This is a genomic window from Halovenus carboxidivorans (genome assembly GCF_009831575.1).
Classification (GTDB): Archaea; Halobacteriota; Halobacteria; order Halobacteriales; family Haloarculaceae; genus Halovenus; species Halovenus carboxidivorans.
On the sequence record NZ_WUUT01000003.1, the window covers coordinates 294,103 to 308,686 of the forward strand.

The following is a 14,584-nucleotide window of genomic DNA, read 5'->3' on the forward strand; positions in this document are numbered from 1 at the left end:
CTACCTACTGACGAAGCCATGAGCGTTACACTGAAAGATTTCTACGCCGACTGGTGTGGGCCGTGCAAGACGCAGGATCCGATCGTAGAAGACCTCGAAGAGGACCTGGGCGACCGCCTCTCCGTCGAAAAGATCGACGTCGACGAGAACCAGGACGTCGCCAACGAGTACCAGGTCCGTTCGATCCCGACGATCGTCATCGAGGACGAGGACGGCTCCGTCATCGAGAAGTTCATCGGCGTCACCCAGCGCGAGGAACTCGAAGCGGCGATCGAACAGGCCGAAGCCTAATCTCGTTCTCTCAGCCGTCTTTTCTCGGTCCGTCAGTCACTCCTGTCGCTCGATGACGAACTTCGTGAACTCGCGGAGGTGTTGCTCCGACTCCGACTCCAGATCGAGGTCGTCGAGGTGACTCCGGGCGCTCGCGGAGAGTTCACGCGCGCGGGTATCGGCGTACTCGATTGCGCCGACACTCTGCATGATCTCGATTGCCTCCATGATCTCCTCGTCGGTGTTGTCCTCGGCCCAGAGGATCTCCTCGAGTCGGGCAACGTCCTCCGCGGGGGCCTCCTGGGCGGTGTAAATCGCCATCAGCGTCTTCTTGCCCTCGCGGATGTCGTTGCCGAACTCCTTGCCGAACTCCCCGGCCTGATCCAGCGTGTTCTGGATGTCGAGGATGTCGTCGCCGATCTGGAAGGCGATGGATAGCTCCTCGGCGTAGCGCGCCAGTTGCTGTTCGACCTCCTCCGGCTGGTCGGTGACGATGGCCGCCAACCGGGCGACGATCCGGGCGAGACAGCCCGTCTTGCAGGCGCACATCTCGTAGTACTGCTGTTCGTCGACCGTGATCTCCTTCTCGTTGTGCCAGCAGATGTCCATCCCCTGACCGAGGTGTGTCCGGTTCAGTTCGTGGGTGAGCATCTCGTAGATGGCCAACCGCTGGCTGTCGCTGAGATCACCGCGGTACTTCTCGATTACCTTCAACGGAATGAAATACATCGCGTTGCCGGCGTTCAGCGCGATGTCGGTGCCGTGTTCGTGATGCAGCGCCGGTCCGCCGCGGCGCATCTGCGCCTCGTCTTCCACGTCGTCGACGATGATCGTTCCGTTGTGGAGAATTTCGGGGATACAGGCGTACGGCAGGTACTCCTCGGGGTCGTCACCGAGGGCGTCAACGATCATCAAGAAGAGAATCGCCCGCCAGCGCTTGCCCCCGCGGTCCAGAAGCAGCCAGATCGGATCCGCGAGCGCCTCCTGAATCGCCTCAGGTTGGTACTTGTAGGTCGGCTCGCCGAAGAAGTCGGTCAGATAGGCGTCGTCGATCCGTCGTGGCAGTAGCTCCTCGATTGCGTCGTCAATCACCGGCCGCCACTCGGCGAGGACTTCCCGCATGTACGAACCCTCGCAAGCAGTGACCAAAAAACCACTCATACCGATGTACAGACGATTCCTGGGCTGGGAGGCTTCCCGATGTGGCGACGCCGACCACTCACTCCGCTGGATAGCACTCGACCCGCCCGGGGAGTGAGTTATACCTCTATATGGCAGTAGCTGGTATTGAATGGTATTCAACGCAATGCTTATGTACTCAGAGGTTCTCTGTAGCTGTAGAGGTCGAACAACAATGATAGATTACACCAGCCCGATCCAGACGACTTTCGAACTGCAGCGCCGCTCGCTCGAACAGAGCCAGCAGGCTCTCGAACAGAGCGTCGACATCGGCCAGCAGATCAGCGAGTCGTTGCTCGCCGGTCTCGACAGCCAGGAGCAGTTCCAGCGCCGACTCGTCGAACTCAACCGCGACACCGTTGCCAGCGCCCTCGACGCCATCGAGAGCCTTCCGGGCGCCGACGTGGCAGTCGACGACCTGCGCGAGAACATCGACGACGGCTACGAACGGCTTCTCGACGGCCACGAGGAGGCCTTCGACAACATCTCGGCGGAACTCGAAGACGGCACCGATTCCTACGACGACCTGACTGCGGAACTCCTCGAAACCGTCGAGGAACAGCTCGACCTGCTCGTCGAGGCCCACGAGGAACTCGAAGCCCAGTCGGTCGAGGCAGTCGACGAACTCGCCGGTCAGGTCGAAGAGCTCCAGGACCAGGCCGAGGACGTGCAGGCACAGATCGAGCAGGTCTCCGAGGACGCCGCACGGGCCGTCGAAGCCTGATCCCTCCCGCCCCACTCACAACACGCTCCCTGAACGGATCCCTCTGCGCTCCCCCCAAACCGGCTCCCCGCTGACACCCTCTTTCTGAACGGTCCGGACCCGCCGGCTCGATTCTCTGTCCGCCGACGATCGCTCGCTTCGTGGCTACGACAGTGCCGCGGCGGCCTCGCGAAACAGCCCGTCGAGAATCTCCGGTGTCGTCGGATGATACGCCCGGTCGGGGACCTCTCGAACGTCCACCCCGAGTTCGACGATCACCTGTAGTGTCTTCGCCATCGCGTCGGCGTGGAAGTGCAGCCCCTGATAGCCGAGCACGGTGCCGTCCTCGGCGTCGACGACGAGTTTCGCGAGTCCGGCGGCCACGTCTTTCGCCTCGAACACGCCGTCGTCGCTTGCCTGTCTCGTCGCCGTCACGATATCGTGGCCCGCCGCTCTGGCGGTCTCCTCGTTGTGTCCGACACGGGCGAACGGGTAGACGCCGAGTCCGGAGAAGATGACGTGGTGGTGGGTGTTCTCGTACGGCGTCAGCGCCTCCCCGGCGGCGTGTGCGAGAATGTTCTCTGCGGCCTGGAAGCCCTGCTCCTTTGCGACGTGGAGAATCGGCTCTTTCCCGTTTGCGTCTCCGACGACGAAAACGCTCTCACTGTCGCGGGCCTGCATCGTGTCCGCCACCCACTCCCCGTCCCGCTCGATAGGGGTCTGTTCGAGCCCGAGACGGCCCACGGTCGGCCGACGACCGGTGAAACAGAACAGCTGCTCGGCCTCGACGGTCCGTCGGTCGCCGGATTCGTCTTCGAGCGTGAGCCGAACACCGCCGTCGTCTGTCGGTTCGAGCCGTCTCTCGTAGACGTTCGTCGGGATGGTCACGTCGAACTCCTCGCGGTAGAGGTCGAGTGCGGCGTCCCCGAACTCCGGGTCTGCCTCGTCGATAGGGCGGTCGTCGTGTTCGACGACCGTGAGCTCCATCCCCGCGGCCTCGGAGAGGTACGGTACCATCTCCATCCCGACGTAGCCAAAGCCCATCACGATGCCGGTGTCCGGGAACTCCGTCGCGTCGAGCACGTCGCCGCTGGTCGTGAACTCGACGGTCTCGATGCCCGGCGTGTCGGGAATGTTGACGCTCGACCCTGTCGCCACGACGACGTAATCGGGGTCGTAGGTCTCGCCGCCGGCCTCGATTCTCGTCTCGTCGACGAACCGCGCCGTCTCACGGACGAAGGTCACGTCCTCGCGGTCGGCCAACTCGTGAACGGAATCGCGGCGGTGTTCGGCCCACCCGAGCGTGTGATCGTCCTTTCGCTCGACGACCCGCTGGAGATCGACCGCCGGGGCCTCCCCGACCAGTCGCTCGTCGTGTCGGGCCTGATACCGGTGTGCGCCGGCGGAGAGCACCTCTTTCGAGGGCATACAGCCCGACAGGATACAGAGTCCGCCTCCGGGGTCGCCGTCGTCGAACAACAGCAGTTCGGCCTCCCCGGCCAGTTGCTCCGCGACGGCGGAGCCCGCACTTCCGTACGCACCGATGATCGCCACCTGAATGCTCATAGTACGAGGATGCGAGCCGCTGGCATAATCCTGTCGGGCGTCGAGGCGGGCGGCGAGCGATCAGGACTCCCGTTCGATGTCCCGGTAGGTGGCGACCAGTTCGTCGAAGTCCTCGACCCGTTCGCGGAGTCGCGGGGCGAGTTCGTTGGCCCGCTGTTTCGCTCGTTCGTACTCCTCGCTCTCGGCGAGTTCCGCGCGCGTGAGTTCGGTCTCCAGCACGTCGATTTTCGAGATCAGCGAGAGGAAGGTGTCGAGTTCGCTTTTCTCGTCCGGCCCGGTGTCGAGGTGTTTTTCCAGCGTGTTCTGCAGCGTCTCGTTGAAAATCGGCTTGCAGAGGTAGTCGTCGAAGTCCATCTCCAGGATGTTGAGGTCGGGGTCGACGGCGGTCGCCATAATCACTGGACAGTCGTAGCCCCGCTCGCGCAGCGCCGCGAGCACGTCGTCGCCGTGCATGTCGGGCATCCGTCGGTCGAGTAACACCGCATCGACGCTGTCGTCGATCAGTTCGAGCGCCTCCTTCCCGCCGGTCGCAATCCGCGTCTCGTAGTTCGCTTCGAGTCGGAGAGCGTACGTCTCTGCGACATCTTCCTCGTCGTCGACGACCAACACGAGCGGCTCGGACCGGGCGGGGCTGCTCACATCGTTCATCTACCGGTGTCGCGCAAGAAAGCGTTACGTCTGTTCACTGACCCGGATGGCGACCGATGCTCTGGAAGGCCTCATCGAGGGAGTCGAACTCGTCGAGTAGCTCGTCGAGGTTCTCACGGAGCGTCTCGGCCCGCTCGTTGAGCCGTTCGAGTTCGTCGCTCTGTTCGCGCTCCTGTGGTGGTAGCTCCGACTCCAGCAGGGCGAGTTTCGATGTCACCTCGAAATACTCCGAGAGCTGTTCGTCGTACCGCTGGATCTGGAGCTGTTGTTCGATCGCCGCGACGAGATCCTCCTTCTCGACCGGCTTGCAGAGGTAGTCGTCGAAGGGCATCTCGACGATGTCCAGTCCGGGGTCGACCGCGGTGAGCATGATGACACGGCAGTCGTACCCTTTCTCCCGGATCTGTTCGAGAACTTCGTCGCCGGAGATGTCCGGCATACGGCGGTCGAGCAGTACGATGTCGACGTCGATATCGATCGTTTCGAGCGCGTCCTCACCGCCGTAGGCGACACGAGTGTCGTACTCGTTGCGGAGACGTAGCGCATACACGTCCGCGACCTCCTCTTCGTCGTCGATTACGAGGACGGTCGCGGTGTCGCTACCCGATGGCACATGTGGTGTTCGGTAGTCCCGGGGTAATAAGTCTGTGTTATCCACAGTCGCCGCCCCCGGACGGGCAAAATTAATCAGTTGCCAGCGTAACTATCCGGTATGATCGGGCGCGGCCCGGGGACAGAGCATGAGTGAGGACGACGACTGGTTCGAGCAGGCGCTCTCCGAGGACGACGCCGAGGAGGACCAGTCCGATGACCCCTGGGACGACTCGGCCGACTCCGAGGAGGAGTCGCCCTGGGACGACGACAGCGAGAGCTCCTGGGGGGACGGCGAGGCCGCGGTCGGTGACACGACCGGGACCGACGGAGCCGCCCCCTTCGAGTCAAACGACACCGAGAGCGGGCCGTTCGAGGACGACGGCTTCGGCGGTGAGGGACCCTTCGAGGACGACACCGGCTTCGGTGCAGACGAGGGTGCCTCGTTCGGCGGCGGTGGTGACGAGAGTCTCTTCGACGACGAGGGGTTCGGTGGTCTCGGCGGTGGCGGCGACAGCGAGTTCGAGGAGGAGGATTTCGAGTCGGAAATCCCTCGGATCGACCTCGGAATCGAAGGGCTGGACAACATGATCCAGGGCGGTGTTCCGGAGCGGCACCTGATCGTGACTATCGGCAGCGCCGGGACCGGAAAGACGACTTTCGGCCTGCAGTTTCTCCATCACGGCCTCCAGAACGGCGAGGATGCCGTGTTCATCACGCTCGAACAGAGCCACGAGGCCATCATCGCGACGGCGAACGAGTTCGGCTGGGACTTCGAGAGCTTCGAGTCGGAGGATCGACTCGCGATTGTCGACCTCGACCCGGTCGAGATGGCCAACAGCCTCGACAACATCCAGGCCGAACTCCCGCAGTTGATCCGGGACTTCGACGCCGACCGACTCGTCCTCGACTCGGTGTCGTTGCTGGAGATGATGTACGACAACCAGGCCAAACGCCGGACCGAGGTCTTCGATTTCACCCGCTCGCTGAAGAAGGCCGGAGTGACGACCTTCCTCACGAGCGAGGCCAGCGAGTCGAACCCCTACGCCTCCCGCCACGGCATCATCGAGTATCTGACTGACGCTGTCTTCGTCCTGCAGTACGTCCGCGGGGAGACACAGGAGACCCGCCTGGCCGTCGAGATACAGAAGATCCGGAACGCGAACCACTCGCGCGAAAAAAAGCCCTACGAGATGACCGAACACGGGCTGTCGGTCTACCAGCAGGCGAACATCTTCTAACCGGGAGATCCATACCGGTCCGACCGCTATCACGCGTATGGAGGTTCGCGCCTACGTGTACGACTCGTCTGCGCCGGCCGAGCACGTCGAGGCTGTCCTCGACCGGTTGGAGGACCGCCCGGAGGAGATCAACTACGTCGACATCGACGCGGCAGAGACGCGAGCGGACGGCCGCCGGGAGGCGATGCTCACCGTGAAAAACGCGGTCGGAATCGGCACACCACCGGACGAACTGTACGGGCCGGACGGTCGGCCGGATCTGACCGTCGGCGCGTTGATTACAGAGGAACCGACCGGGCGCCGCTCGCTTCACGTCGGCACAGAGGCGCTCGACGCGCTGGATACGTGACCAGTTCAGGCAACGTCGTCGGGGACTTCGTCGTCTTCGACCGACCGCTTCATCGAGTCCCGCCGCGCCTTGGCGTCGCGGCCGGTCGACTCTTCGAGGAAGTCGTTTTTGAGCGCCACCGCCTCCTCGGCGGCCTCGACGTGGCCCTCCGCGATGACCTCCTCTGCCGGTCGTTCCTCGATATCTAGTGCGAGCTTGTCCTTCTTGGAGCTGTACTCGACGGTTCCGGCGGTCACCTTCGAGAAGACGGGATTGTCCGGATCCTCGACGACGTAGAGTTCGCTGTCCTTGTAGGTCTCAGTGTCCGTGATTGGTCCGAAAAACTCCTCGATTTTGGCCTCCATATCCTCGACGCGCTCCTCGAGGTACTCGCCCCGCCGCATCTTGTACTCACGCATGGTCGACCTTTGCGAGGGATCAGTTTTACCTCTTTCGTGCTCGGGGCAGCGAGTCACTCGGTGACGTGTTCGAGCGCCCCGCGGTGACACTCCGGACAGAAGTCCCCGCGACGAAGCGAGGACTCCGCCACCGAGGTGGTGAACTCACACTCCGGGCAGCGAAACTCGCCCTCGGGCACGGTGACTGCACCGCCGGCCGACTCGGTACCGTCGTCGTCGGTCCCGAGGTCGATCTCGGTCTCCGGTTCCCACTCGTCGTCTCCCCCTTCGGGCTCCTCGGGCCACTCCCCCGGCTGTCGGTCGGCCTGCGCCTGCTCGTCGTCCTCCTCGAGGATCACCCCGTCGTCGGCGTCGGGATCGGTCTCCTCGCCCGCCTCGACGACCTCGGCGGCCCCCACCGTCTCCGCCTCGGTCTCCTCGACGATCTCCGCCCCGGTGTCCTGTACCGGTTCTTCGACCGTCTCCGTCCCGGCCGACTCGGGCGTTTCGACCGCCTCGGACTCCTCGTCCGACTCGGTCTCGGGTTGGGGTTCCGGCTCCCCGACGCTTTTGCTCAGGTCGGTCTCCGGGGACTCGTCTGTCTCCTCGGTATCGAGGTCCTCGGCGACGATGTCGGCGGCGGTCTCGAGGGTCGTCACCTCCTTGTTCTCGGAGACCACCCGGGTCTCCCCGCAGCGCTGGCAGGTCTCCGTCTCCCGGATCGTCGTGACCACCTCGCTCCCGTCCTCCTCGCGCTCGCGCTCAATCTCGGAGTCGCCGTACGCGTGCCCGAAGACAGAACACTTGAAACTCATTGCGATGTATATCCCACCGTCCACACCATAAGCGTACTGCTTGGGTCAGCCGCGGCGACCGAAAAGAGCCGGACATCGGCCGCTTTTTATACGGTGGCCGGACAAGCCCCGAGTGAATGTTCGAGCTAGCACTGTCAGTCGCGATCATCGTCGTTACCACGGGAACGCTCTGGATCGGCAGCGGCTGGCTCGAAGACGCGAGCGCCCGCCTCGCTACCTACTACCGTCTCCCCCCGGTCGTCCAGGGCGGACTCATCGCCGCGGCCGGGTCGAGTTTCCCCGAACTGGCCAGCGTCATCTTCGCTGCCCTCGCTGGCTCGTTCGGACTCGGTGTCGGTGCGATTGTCGGCTCGGCCATCTTCAACATCCTGGTCATTCCCGCCCTCGCCGTGCTCGTTCCCGGCCGTGATATGGAATCTACCCGAACGCTGGTCCACAAGGAGACGCTGTTCTATCTGCTCTCGGTCGTCGTTCTCTTTCTCGTCTTCGCGCTGGCGCTGATCTACAACCCCGCAGAGGGAACGCTGTCGGGTGAACTCACCCGGCCGCTGGCTGTCGTCCCGCTCGCCGTCTACGGGCTGTATCTGTTCTTGCAGTGGCAGGACACCGTCGATTACTCGGAACCGCCGTCGACTGACAGCATCAACCCCTACAGGCAGTGGGGCTGGCTGATCGCCGGCCTGCTCGTCATCCTCGTCTCGGTCGAACAACTCGTCGACGCGGTGATCCACCTCGGCGAGGCCGCGGACACGCCCGACTTCCTGTGGGGGGCAGTCATCGTCGCGGCGGCGACGAGCCTCCCGGACGCGCTGGTCAGTATCCAGGCCGCCGACAAGGAGGACGATGTCGCCAGTATCGCCAACGTCGTCGGCTCGAACATCTTCGACCTGCTCGTGGTCATTCCCGCCGGAATTCTCCTTCTCGGCGCCGAGCCGATCAACTTCGGTATCGCGGCCCCGATGATGGGCTGTCTGGCCGCGGCGACGGTGTTGCTGTTCGTGCTGTTGCGCACCGAGTTACTTCTCACCAGCCGCGAGGCGTACGTGTTGCTGGGAGCGTACGTCCTGTTCGTCTCTTTCGTCTTCGCTGAAGCGGTCGCGCTGACCAGTGTTCTCCCGAACTGATAGCTTTATTCGACGCGGGGCCTAACGGTGACGTATGAACGTAGTCCTTGTCGGCGGGAGCGGTTTCATCGGGACGTATCTCTGCGAGGAGCTTCTGGATCGGGGTCACGACGTGACGGTGCTGTCCCGGAGTCCGGGCGGCGACGTTCCCGCCGGAGCCGAGACGGCGATGGGCGACGTGACCGCCTACGACTCCATCGAGTCGGCGTTCGAGGGGCAGGATGTCGTCTACAACCTCGTGGCACTCTCGCCGCTGTTCGAGCCGAAAGGCGGCAACGAGATGCACGACCGACTTCACCGCCGCGGAACCGAGAACTGCCTCCGAGCGGCCGAGGAGCACGGCGTCGAGCGGTTCGTCCAACTGAGTGCGCTCGGGGCCGACCCGGAGGGACCGACCCACTACATCCGCGCCAAGGGTCGGGCCGAGGGACACGTTCGGGACTCGGATCTCGACTGGACGATCTTCCGGCCCTCGGTCGTCTTCGGCGACGGGGGCGAGTTTCTCTCCTTCACGCGAAAGCTCACGCCGCCGGGGGTCGCCCCGCTGCCCGGCGGTGGGAAGACGCGGTTCCAGCCGATTTACGTCGAGGACCTCGTGGACATGCTGGCTGACAGCATCGAAAGTGAGACCCACGTCGGCGAGACCTACGAGATCGGCGGGCCGGAACAACTCGAACTCGCCACCGTCGCCAGACTCGTCCGAGCGGCCCGTGGCCAATCAGTCAAAATCGTGTCAGTTCCGATGTCACTGGCCGAGGTCGGACTGCGTGTCGCGGGCGCGATTCCGGGCTTTCCGATGGGGCCGGACCAGTACCGCTCGTTGCAGTTCGACAACACGACTTCGGAGAACGATATCTCGGCGTTCGGCCTGGAAACAGACGATTTAACGACGCTCTCGTCGTATCTCGGGGTCGAGTAGACCGAGGGGGCAGTCGGCGGACGACCCCGCGGAACGGGGCCGTTCGTTTCAGCCGGCCACAAGGTTGATATTCGTCCGTCCTGGGTTCGCAGGATCGATATCTCGGGGAAAACACTTATGTGTACGATGGTATAGATTCGCCTAAAGACAGACATGAAATTAGCGATGATCGGCTTCGGACAGGCGGGTGGGAAAATCGTCGACAAATTCATCGAGTACGACGAGCGGACGGGCAGCGGAATCGTCCGCTCGGCCATCGCGGTCAACACCGCGAAAGCCGACTTGATGGGGCTGGAGCACGTCCCCGAGGACAACAGGGTCCTGATCGGGCAGGCACGGGTCAAAGGCCACGGCGTGGGGGCGGACAACGAACTCGGCGCGGAGATCGCCGAAGAGGATATCGACGAGGTGCAGGGAGCCATCGACAACATCCCCGTCCACGAGATCGACGCCTTCCTGGTCGTCGCCGGACTCGGCGGCGGAACCGGCTCTGGCGGGTCCCCGGTGCTGGCGAAACACCTCAAACGGATCTACACCGAACCGGTCTACGGCCTGGGCATCCTGCCGGGAAGCGACGAAGGGGGCATCTACACGCTCAACGCCGCCCGATCCTTCCAGACGTTCGTCCGCGAGGTCGACAACCTTCTGGTCTTCGACAACGACGCCTGGCGGAAGACCGGCGAATCCGTCGAGGGCGGGTACGAACAGATCAACGACGAGATCGTCCGCCGGTTCGGCGTCCTGTTCGGAGCCGGTGAGATCGACGCCGGCGACAACGTCGCCGAGAGCGTCGTCGACTCCTCGGAGATCATCAACACCCTCTCGGGTGGCGGCGTCTCGACGGTCGGCTACGACGCCGAAAGCGTCGAGACGAGCAGTTCGGGCGGACTGCTCTCCCGGTTCAAGGGCGACGACGACAACATCGAATCCGCGAACACGACGAACCGAATCACCTCTCTCGTCCGGAAGGCGGCGCTCGGCCGACTCACGCTGCCCTGTGAGATCGAAGGGGCCGAGCGCGCGCTGCTGGTCGTCTCCGGACCGCCGAAACACCTCAACAGAAAGGGCATCGAACGCGGTCGGAAGTGGCTCGAAGAGCAGACCGGCAGTATGGAGGTCCGCGGCGGCGACTACCCGATCAACGAACCGAACGTCGCCGCGGCCGTCCTCCTGTCGGGCGTGCACAACGTCCCCCGGATCAAGGAACTCCAGCAGATCGCAATCGAGGCACAGGAGAACATCGACGAAATCCAGGAAGAGAGCGAAGAGAATTTAGAGACCCTTGTCGAAGATGATGAAGATGAACTGGACCCACTCTTCTAAGATCATCGTTGTAGCGGTATTGCTTGCCACGTCACTCATGGCGAGTGGAACAGCGGCGGCCTTCGAGTTCGACGACAGCGGCGTCAGCGACGAGATGCAGGTCGGCCAGCAGGAAACTGCTACCGTCGTCATTCAGGAGCCGTTCGCCGAACGGGATGTCGGCTGGACGCTCGTCGTCGACTCCGAGTTCGAGGACGCCGGAATCACGATCACGACCACCACGGTCGACGGAACGACCAACCAGGTCTCCGGTGAGGGGCGCGCCCAGATGACCCTCGACAACGAGGGGATCAGAGAGGTCGAAATCGAGGTGAGCGGGACGGTCCCCGAGATCCAGCAGTACAGCTACGAGAGTCCCGAGCAGGAGAACTTCACGGCCCTTCGGATCAACGACAGCAGCGGAGTCATCGAGACCTGGAGTGTCCACCGCTACACCGAACAGAGCCGCGAAGCCCGCAACCGCCTCGACGAGGCCCTCGAGTACACCAGCCAGGACAGCCAGGACTTCCAGTCGGCGGTGACGCTGTACAACAGCGGTGAGTTCGAGCAGGCCACGGCCGAAGCCGACTCGATCATCGACAGCGGCGAGAGCAGCGAGCAGACCCAGACGCTGCTGTTCGCCGGCGTCGGTGTCGTCGTTTTGCTCGTACTCGCTGGCGGTGGCTACTACCTCTACCAGCAGCGCTCACAGAACACGAACAAACTCCAGTAGGCGATGGACGTTTTCGTTCCGTTCGATCCGCGCGATCCAAACTCCCGTCTTTCGTCCGTCTTATCGGCCGATCAGCGCCGCGCGTTCGCGGCCGCGATGCTCACCGACGTGCTCGATGCGATCCGAGCCACGGGCCGAGAGCCGACGATCCTGAGCACCGCGGATCTGGACCGCTCCTGTGCCGTCGTCGTCGACGACCGACCGCTCACCGAGGCCGTCAACGGCGTTCTCGACGCGACGACGCCAGCGGCGGTCGTGATGGCTGATCTCCCGCTCGTCACACCGGAGGCGGTCGACCGGCTGCTCGACGCCGACGCGGCGGTGACGCTCGCACCGGGGCTCGGCGGCGGCACGAACGCGCTCTGTGCGCGGCACCCGGGGTTTCGGGTGGATTACCACGACGGCTCCTACCGGAAACACCTCGCCTCGGCCGAGGAGTGCGGGGCGAGCGTCCACACGCTCGACTCGTTTCGTCTCGCGGTCGATGTCGACGAGCGTGCGGACCTCGCAGAAGTACTGCTCCACGGCGAGGGAGAAGCGGCGGCGTGGCTCCGGGACGCGGGCTTCGAGATCGAGATAACCGACGGACGCTGCACCGTCTCCACGGCCGCTGGGGGCCGCTGACGGGCGTCTGACGCGGCAAGAAAGCTTTTGACCCGAGAGTGCGTACGTCCGCGTGCACGGGCCGACCCGTGCATGGGTACGTGTCTCGCGCCGCGCACCCGCAACCGTGCCAGGCTCCACCGCTCTTGGTACTGTCGGCCGGCCCCACTCCCATGGCCGGCCGTTTTCGTGACTCCTTTGAGCGTCTGGCTCGGATAGAGTCGTGTGAGTGTCGACGTTACCGACATCCCCGCCGGAGCAATCGACGAACTGGTAGCCGTCCGGCCGCCGGATGTCGACTCCGCAGATCACCTCTCGTTCGCCCGGAACGTCTTCGTCCCGCTGACGACCGCCTGCCGATACACCTGTACGTACTGCACCTACTTCGACCCGCCCGGTGAGGCGTCGCTGCTTTCCCCCGAGGAGATCCGCGACATCGTCCGCGAGGGGGCCGACGCGGGCTGTACGGAGGCGCTGTTCACCTTCGGTGACGACCCCGACGACCGATACACACAGATCTACGAGCAACTCGCCGAGTACGGCCACGAGACCATCCACAGCTACCTCCGCGAGGCCTGTGAAATCGCCCTGGCGGAGGGACTGCTCCCGCACGCCAACCCCGGCGACCAGACGCGTGAGGAGATGGCCGCAGTCGCGGATCTCAACGCCAGTATGGGCGTGATGCTCGAAACCACCGCCGACGTGGCCGCCCACAGCGGCCCCCGCGTCAAGACCCCCGAGCAGCGGATCCAGACCATCGAGACGGCCGGCGAACTCGGCGTCCCGTTCACGACGGGCATCCTGGTCGGCATCGGCGAGGACTGGCGGGACCGTGCCGAGAGCCTGCTCGTCATTCGGGAGCTACACGAACGCTACGGTCACATCCAGGAGGTCATCGTCCAACCGGTCGTCGAGAACGAACGCTGGCACGGCGGCGAACCCGACCTGGAGACGCTCCGCCGGACGGTCGCGATGGCACGGACGGCCCTTCCGGGGGAGGTCTCCCTCCAGGTGCCGCCGAACCTCGCGCCCGCCGGCGAGGTCGTCGACTGCGGAATCGACGACCTCGGCGGTGTCTCGCCGGTCACCGACGACCACATCAACCCCGACTACGCCTGGCCGGCGCTCGATCACCTGGAGACCATCGCCGAGGAGGCGGGCGTCCCGCTGTCCGAGCGCCTGCCGGTCTACGAACGGTATCTTCCCGAGGCCCTCCGTGGTGAGTCCTTCACAGCGACGCCCGCAGAGGCACCGATCCGCGGCGGCGAGTGGATCTCCCAGCGCATCCGCGAGGAACTCACCGCCGACAGCGAGGCGGGGCGTCGGTACCGTGCCGTGATCGACGGCTACTAGGGCAGGCCGTCTTCGAGTCGGGCGGCGTCCTCGCCGTCGTGGCCGACGTACATCTCCGCGTCGTGTTTCCGCTCGAGGTCCTTCAGGAACGCCAGACTGTCCAGCCAGTGCTGTCGGCTCCAGAGCAACCCGGCTCCCAGCGGCTGTTCGTCGTGGTAGTTGGCCCGGGCGTAGGCCTGATCGCCGGTGAAGATCACCGTCCCGTAGCCGTCGATGTCGATTTTCGTCCCCATCAGTCCGGGCGTGTGTCCGGGGAGGTGCAGAAACTCCACGTCCTCGAAGTACGTCGCCCGGTCGCGGCTGACAATCTCCCAGTTCAGGTCGTGATCGAAATCGTCGGCGACGTAGGCAGTGCTCCCCTGGTCGGTCTTCGCGCTGAAGTAGGCGTACTTGAGTTCCCGTTCGTGGACGAACACCGGCACGTCCGTCCCCGCGAACTGATAGAGGCTCCCGGCGTGATCCAGGTGGAGGTGTGTCTGGAAGACGTAATCGACGTCGTCGATCCCGTAGCCGGCGTCGTCGAGTGCGGTGTCGAGGTCGCGCTCGTCGGCGTCGCTGTGTTCGAAGGCCGCGTACAGCTCCGCCGGCCAGTGGCCGTCGCCCGCTTCCGGGTGCGAACCGGTGTCCCAGAGAATCGTCCCCTCGGGGTGGTCGATGACGAGATTGTAGACCGGTCCCTCGACCATCATCGTCTCCGGATCGGGGTCCGCCGCCGATCCCATGTTGAACCCCTCCAAGAGGTGGTTTACGTCCGTCCGAATCGTCCCGCGGTCGACCAGCGAGATGGTTGCTTCGACCATGCGCGACGTTC

The 14,584-nt window shown here is 64.3% G+C and carries 17 protein-coding genes; 10 read left to right on the forward strand and 7 right to left on the reverse strand.

Going from position 1 to position 14,584, the window contains the following annotated elements; all coding sequences use genetic code 11:
- The first annotated feature begins 18 nt into the window (after nt 1-18).
- Nucleotides 19-291: a thioredoxin family protein gene (locus tag GRX03_RS09485; RefSeq protein WP_159763963.1), complete on the forward strand. Its 273-nt coding sequence runs from the start codon at nt 19-21 to the stop codon at nt 289-291.
- A 36-nt stretch (nt 292-327) separates the two neighbouring features.
- Here GRX03_RS09485 and GRX03_RS09490 read toward each other — a convergent pair whose 3' ends face one another.
- Nucleotides 328-1,392, reverse strand: a complete 1,065-nt coding sequence (locus GRX03_RS09490; RefSeq protein WP_159763964.1) for a polyprenyl synthetase family protein — start codon at nt 1,390-1,392, stop codon at nt 328-330.
- 232 nt (nt 1,393-1,624) lie between these two features.
- On the opposite strand from GRX03_RS09490, the gene GRX03_RS09495 reads away from it, so the two are divergent.
- The gene (locus GRX03_RS09495) at nt 1,625-2,173 is read left to right on the forward strand and encodes a hypothetical protein (RefSeq protein WP_159763965.1); all 549 of its coding nucleotides are present in this window, start codon (nt 1,625-1,627) and stop codon (nt 2,171-2,173) included.
- A 144-nt stretch (nt 2,174-2,317) separates the two neighbouring features.
- Here the strand turns inward: GRX03_RS09495 and GRX03_RS09500 are convergent, their stop codons facing one another.
- Genes GRX03_RS09500 through GRX03_RS09510 form a run of 3 tightly spaced genes read right to left on the reverse strand, consistent with a single transcriptional unit; the run spans nt 2,318 to nt 4,979 of the window.
- On the reverse strand, nt 2,318-3,718 hold the full coding sequence (locus GRX03_RS09500) for an FAD-dependent oxidoreductase (RefSeq protein ID WP_159763966.1): 1,401 nt from the start codon (nt 3,716-3,718) through the stop codon (nt 2,318-2,320).
- A gap of 60 nt (nt 3,719-3,778) precedes the next feature.
- The gene (locus tag GRX03_RS09505) at nt 3,779-4,357 is read right to left on the reverse strand and encodes a response regulator (RefSeq protein ID WP_394351730.1); all 579 of its coding nucleotides are present in this window, start codon (nt 4,355-4,357) and stop codon (nt 3,779-3,781) included.
- 43 nt (nt 4,358-4,400) lie between these two features.
- On the reverse strand, nt 4,401-4,979 hold the full coding sequence (locus GRX03_RS09510) for a response regulator (RefSeq protein WP_368278260.1): 579 nt from the start codon (nt 4,977-4,979) through the stop codon (nt 4,401-4,403).
- A 127-nt stretch (nt 4,980-5,106) separates the two neighbouring features.
- Here GRX03_RS09510 and GRX03_RS09515 point away from each other — a divergent pair, with 127 nt between their 5' ends.
- Entirely contained in the window at nt 5,107-6,198 is a 1,092-nt protein-coding gene (locus GRX03_RS09515) for a KaiC domain-containing protein (RefSeq protein WP_159763968.1), read from the forward strand.
- Between the two features lie 37 nt (nt 6,199-6,235).
- Entirely contained in the window at nt 6,236-6,547 is a 312-nt protein-coding gene (locus tag GRX03_RS09520; RefSeq protein WP_159763969.1) for a hypothetical protein, read from the forward strand.
- A 5-nt stretch (nt 6,548-6,552) separates the two neighbouring features.
- Here the strand turns inward: GRX03_RS09520 and GRX03_RS09525 are convergent, their stop codons facing one another.
- Nucleotides 6,553-6,945: a DUF5611 family protein gene (locus GRX03_RS09525; RefSeq protein WP_159763970.1), complete on the reverse strand. Its 393-nt coding sequence runs from the start codon at nt 6,943-6,945 to the stop codon at nt 6,553-6,555.
- A gap of 53 nt (nt 6,946-6,998) precedes the next feature.
- Nucleotides 6,999-7,739: a DUF7093 family protein gene (locus GRX03_RS09530; protein ID WP_159763971.1), complete on the reverse strand. Its 741-nt coding sequence runs from the start codon at nt 7,737-7,739 to the stop codon at nt 6,999-7,001.
- Between the two features lie 116 nt (nt 7,740-7,855).
- Here GRX03_RS09530 and GRX03_RS09535 point away from each other — a divergent pair, with 116 nt between their 5' ends.
- The 6 genes from GRX03_RS09535 to cofG all read left to right on the forward strand — a co-directional run bounded on the left by GRX03_RS09535 (nt 7,856) and on the right by cofG (nt 13,773).
- Nucleotides 7,856-8,863, forward strand: a complete 1,008-nt coding sequence (locus GRX03_RS09535; RefSeq protein WP_159763972.1) for a sodium:calcium antiporter — start codon at nt 7,856-7,858, stop codon at nt 8,861-8,863.
- Nucleotides 8,864-8,897: 34 nt separating this feature from the next.
- Entirely contained in the window at nt 8,898-9,782 is an 885-nt protein-coding gene (locus tag GRX03_RS09540) for a complex I NDUFA9 subunit family protein (protein ID WP_159763973.1), read from the forward strand.
- Between the two features lie 153 nt (nt 9,783-9,935).
- Nucleotides 9,936-11,105 (forward strand): tubulin/FtsZ family protein, encoded by a 1,170-nt coding sequence (locus tag GRX03_RS09545; protein WP_159763974.1) that lies wholly within the window; start codon nt 9,936-9,938, stop codon nt 11,103-11,105.
- Nucleotides 11,106-11,142: 37 nt separating this feature from the next.
- Nucleotides 11,143-11,817: a hypothetical protein gene (locus GRX03_RS09550; RefSeq protein ID WP_159763975.1), complete on the forward strand. Its 675-nt coding sequence runs from the start codon at nt 11,143-11,145 to the stop codon at nt 11,815-11,817.
- A gap of 3 nt (nt 11,818-11,820) precedes the next feature.
- Complete coding sequence (gene cofC / locus GRX03_RS09555; protein ID WP_159763976.1) at nt 11,821-12,441, forward strand: 2-phospho-L-lactate guanylyltransferase; 621 nt, start codon at nt 11,821-11,823, stop codon at nt 12,439-12,441.
- Nucleotides 12,442-12,645: 204 nt separating this feature from the next.
- Complete coding sequence (gene cofG / locus GRX03_RS09560; protein ID WP_368278261.1) at nt 12,646-13,773, forward strand: 7,8-didemethyl-8-hydroxy-5-deazariboflavin synthase subunit CofG; 1,128 nt, start codon at nt 12,646-12,648, stop codon at nt 13,771-13,773.
- On the opposite strand, the gene GRX03_RS09565 is transcribed toward cofG, so the two are convergent.
- The gene (locus GRX03_RS09565; protein WP_159763977.1) at nt 13,770-14,573 is read right to left on the reverse strand and encodes an N-acyl homoserine lactonase family protein; all 804 of its coding nucleotides are present in this window, start codon (nt 14,571-14,573) and stop codon (nt 13,770-13,772) included. The two genes, cofG and GRX03_RS09565, sit on opposite strands and share 4 nt — an antisense overlap.
- Between the last annotated feature and the right edge of the window lie 11 nt (nt 14,574-14,584).